Source organism: Pontibacter sp. HJ8 (assembly GCF_054824225.1).
The window spans coordinates 1-3650 of sequence record NZ_JSYF01000269.1 but is presented as its reverse complement, the minus strand read 5'-3'; the positions used below and the strand labels follow the sequence as shown (position 1 = coordinate 3650).

Genomic DNA, 3650 nt, shown 5'->3' with positions numbered 1-3650 from the left:
GGATGGTGTTTACCTGCAATTAATTTTTGCGGGTCTTGCCACACTCCTGTTAATTGGTCCCCTCTTTTTCTTCTACACCAAATCGGTTCTGGAAAAGTCAATCCGATTCACCACGGCTTTACTAGTCCATTTTATCCCTTTCCTTACTGGATTAACTTTTAGTTTTTGGATTAATCAGGAGAATGTAAAAACTACACCAGTAAGCGTGTTTGTTATACTTTTCTGCCTCTATTACGGCCACTACCTGGTTTATCTATTCTATAGCTACCGGCAGATACAGAAGCACAAAGCAGCACCTTCGGAGGGAGTTGATGCTGCTGTAAAGTGGCTGCGTCTCCTCGCTTATGCCTTGGCAGCGCTATGGGTGGTGTATGTGCTGAACTTGCTGGAGGACAACGTTCCTTACATCTTTGGTCCTATACTTTATTCTTTTATCGCCTATGGGGTCAGTCTTATTGCCATCAAAAAAGGGTATATCAATGCACTGGATGCAGTAAAGTATAAAACTACTCCGCTATCTGAAACAGAAACTGACCTGATTTTCGAGGACGTACAGAAACTCTTGACAGATGAGCAGCTGTACAAAAACCCGGATCTGACCCTAAGCACCTTCAGCAAAGCGTTGAAAGTAAGTCCGCAAAAAATATCGATGGCGATCAATAGCAGGTCGGGGTCGAATTTTAACGGCTTTGTTAATCACTTCCGTATCAGGTATGCGCAGGCCTTATTGGAAGACAGAAGATCACACGAACTTACGATCGCAGCTATAGCTTACGAGGTCGGGTTTAACAGCCTGACCAGTTTTAATACTGCCTTTAAAAAACAACTGCAGAAAACTCCCTCGGCTTATCGTAAGGAGATGGCACAACTGAAGATATTACTACGGTCTGCTGGCTGATTCCTTTCTTATCCTATGACTACCTTCCCCTCCACAGCCTGCTCCTAAAACAGGCTATTAAATCGTTATTTACTATAGGCAAATGATCATTTTGGAAGAATCCGACACCAGCTAAGGCTTCCTTTGTGTCAAAACTAAACCAAATGATCATGCTAAAACTATTCATCACGGCAGTATTACTCACTACTGTCATCACCGTTTCCGCCCAGGTAACATCTTTCCAGTTTGAAGGGGTTAAGAGAAAGTATTTGTTATACCTTCCTGCTTCTTATCAATCCAACACAAATCAATCCTTTCCCCTGGTATTTAACTTTCATGGTGGGGGCATGACCGTGGCCGAACAAATGCTTTATACCAGAATGAATGAGGCCGCCGATAAACACAATTTTATTGTGGTGTACCCATCCGGCATAAAGCAGGATTGGAACGTAGGCTTTGAGATGTCTTATCAAAAGGGCGCCAACGATATTGGCTTTGTCAAAGCCATTCTGGACAGCCTCAAACAAGAATACCGAATAGATGACAAAGCCGTTTTTGCGACAGGACTATCACGGGGTGGTTTCTTCTGTCATCGCCTGGCCGCTGAAATGTCGGATGATTTTGCAGCCATTGCTTCTATTGGCGGTCCCTTACCGGATTCGGTAAAACACTTTCATCAAAGTGATAAAAAAGTTAGCGTGATGCAGGTGCACGGCACAGCCGACGAGGTTGTAAAATATGATGGCAAAACCAATGCGTATGCGTCGGCTTCAGCTACCTATAGTTACTGGGTGACGCGTAACGGATTAGCAGGCCAGAAAGAAAACAAGCAGGTTTTCAATTCAGATAAGAAGGATAACACCTCAGTTATGATACAGGAAGTATCCGATAAAAGCGTGACGGTTTCGCTCATCACGGTCGAAAACGGTGGCCATACCTGGCCAGGCGGTGTTTCCTATAATATTGGCTACCCTTTGGGGAATACAACAAGGGATATAGACATCAACGAAGTCATGTGGCGTTTCTTCAACAAAAACAGAAAGCAATGAGAAGGTAATGTGCCATGGCTTGATTGAGTAAATTCAACATCAAAGCCAGAAACCTCATAATGTTCTGAAAAAGCAAGAGACAAGCTTAGTCTTTGGTTTTGGGCATCCTTCCAATTTCATCATCATTTCCAAATGAACCGCGTTTAGCTTTTTTTGCCGCAACTTTAAGGGAATTCTGGTGTTCTTTCCTCTCCTTGAATTCTTTTTGACGCTGCTTCTTTTGTTGGTCGCTTGATCTGGTACTCATTGTCTAATTCAATTTTTTGTAACTAATTTTCAGGACCATTTTATGCCCTGATTTCCATAATGATCTTGTTTATACGCTTAAACGAAATTAAATTATTTTCTGAATTAGGGGAATTGGATGAATGGAATTTTATCAATCAGGATTGGTTAACCAATGGTAATTGCAAGATGAGAAACACCTGACTTGATAAAATGCCCATTTTCCCCTAAGTTTCTGTTATTTTAAAAAGTTATCATAAAGCAAGTTAAAAACTTACCTTATTCTTTACTACAAATTCTCCGCACCACTCAAACTTGCGGCTTGGAGGAGTTGAAAATGATTCCTTTTAAATTTTCAAGAAATCAACCATAGGCTATACCTCTTGCTCTAAAGAGTGCAATATTTCACACCTTTGGTTCTACCTGAAAGCCTCTCAATTCATATTTAGGGGCTTTTTTATGCACTTCGGACTACCAGCAATAATCAATCGGTTAAATATGGTTATTCGGCCACTACAAAAGCTTTCTCGTACTGCGCACTGCATAAAAATAGAGAAGCTGTTGATGCAGAGGTCAGCATGCTTGATGTTCCATTTCTTTAAAATAAAGCTTTTGATTTTAGCCCTGTGGCAGCAGCACCTTGTCCCAAATTAGTCAAGTATAACCGGTTTAAGCGTGCTCCTGAAAGCAAAAACGTGATGCTGTACATTGAGTGTCCGATTGTGATTGAGCACCTGTATTTCTTAACCAGGTAAAGCGAATTAGAAAAAGGGGCTGTAACATTCATGGCATCTTGAATCCTACTCTCCACCACGTTGCAACTCTAGAGTAGCTTTTCCTATGAGGGCCCTATTCGTAGAATCTAGCTTAGATTTGAAAAAATTCTCTGGTCCCAGCACACTATAGGCTCTTCCTCCATGAAATGGTATATAGCCTACTGCCTGCGTATATCCAATCCAGCCGCTTAGCATTTCGTGGAGCTTTTCCGGTTTTTGAGCGGCAAGGTCACGTTGCTCCCGGGGATCCTCCTTCACATTAAACAGTTGCCAGTTCCTTCCCTCTCCGAAAGGTGGCATCAGGAACCGGATTTTCCAGTCGCCTTTGAGGTAGGCTTTATTTTCCAGGCTTTCAATCCCAAAGCCGGCGTTTTCATCCCGCACAGTAGCTCGTTTATTGCTCAACATTTCATTAAAAGGAGTTCCGGTCATGGCGGCGAGCTTGTTGTTTCTGTACGTATCCGGCCGCTTGGTCCCGGTGATTTCGAGCAGCGTAGGCATGATGTCGGTGCCTAAAATTTTGTTGCTGGCATCTATTCCTTTTAAGGTAACGCCTGGTCCGGAGATAATAAAGGGCACCCGGATACCTCCCTCGCCTGTGGTAGTTTTGAAATAAGAATAAGGCGTAGCGGTCACCTCTGCCCACGCCCCTTCCAATGAAATAAAGGAGTTGGGCTTCCCTAAATTCTCCAGGCTATTGTCGAACGGCTTCATGTTAGTCTT

4 protein-coding genes are annotated in these 3650 nt (G+C 42.9%); 2 read left to right on the top strand and 2 right to left on the bottom strand.

The genetic code is table 11. The features are described from left to right. Nucleotides 1-205: 205 nt before the first annotated feature. Both OB13_RS12515 and OB13_RS12510 read left to right on the top strand, forming a co-directional pair. Nucleotides 206-898 carry a helix-turn-helix domain-containing protein gene (locus OB13_RS12515; RefSeq protein WP_461490506.1) on the top strand — a complete coding sequence of 231 codons (693 nt, stop codon included), beginning with the start codon at nt 206-208 and terminating at the stop codon, nt 896-898. A gap of 149 nt (nt 899-1047) precedes the next feature. Beyond that, nucleotides 1048-1926: an extracellular catalytic domain type 1 short-chain-length polyhydroxyalkanoate depolymerase gene (locus tag OB13_RS12510; protein WP_461490505.1), complete on the top strand. Its 879-nt coding sequence runs from the start codon at nt 1048-1050 to the stop codon at nt 1924-1926. A gap of 85 nt (nt 1927-2011) precedes the next feature. Here the strand turns inward: OB13_RS12510 and OB13_RS12505 are convergent, their stop codons facing one another. Together OB13_RS12505 and OB13_RS12500 are read right to left on the bottom strand one after the other, a co-directional pair. After that, nucleotides 2012-2173 (bottom strand): hypothetical protein, encoded by a 162-nt coding sequence (locus OB13_RS12505; protein WP_461490504.1) that lies wholly within the window; start codon nt 2171-2173, stop codon nt 2012-2014. Nucleotides 2174-2951: 778 nt separating this feature from the next. Then, nucleotides 2952-3650, bottom strand: a 699-nt coding sequence (locus tag OB13_RS12500; RefSeq protein WP_461490503.1) for an alkaline phosphatase family protein, incomplete at its 5' end; no start/stop codon positions are given.

Excerpts from the sequence above, each read along its gene's own strand:
- OB13_RS12510 (WP_461490505.1), top strand. The coding sequence starts at position 1,048 with ATGCTAAAACTATTCATCACGGCAGTATTACTCACTACTGTCATCACC.
- OB13_RS12505 (WP_461490504.1), bottom strand. The coding sequence starts at position 2,173 with ATGAGTACCAGATCAAGCGACCAACAAAAGAAGCAGCGTCAAAAAGAA.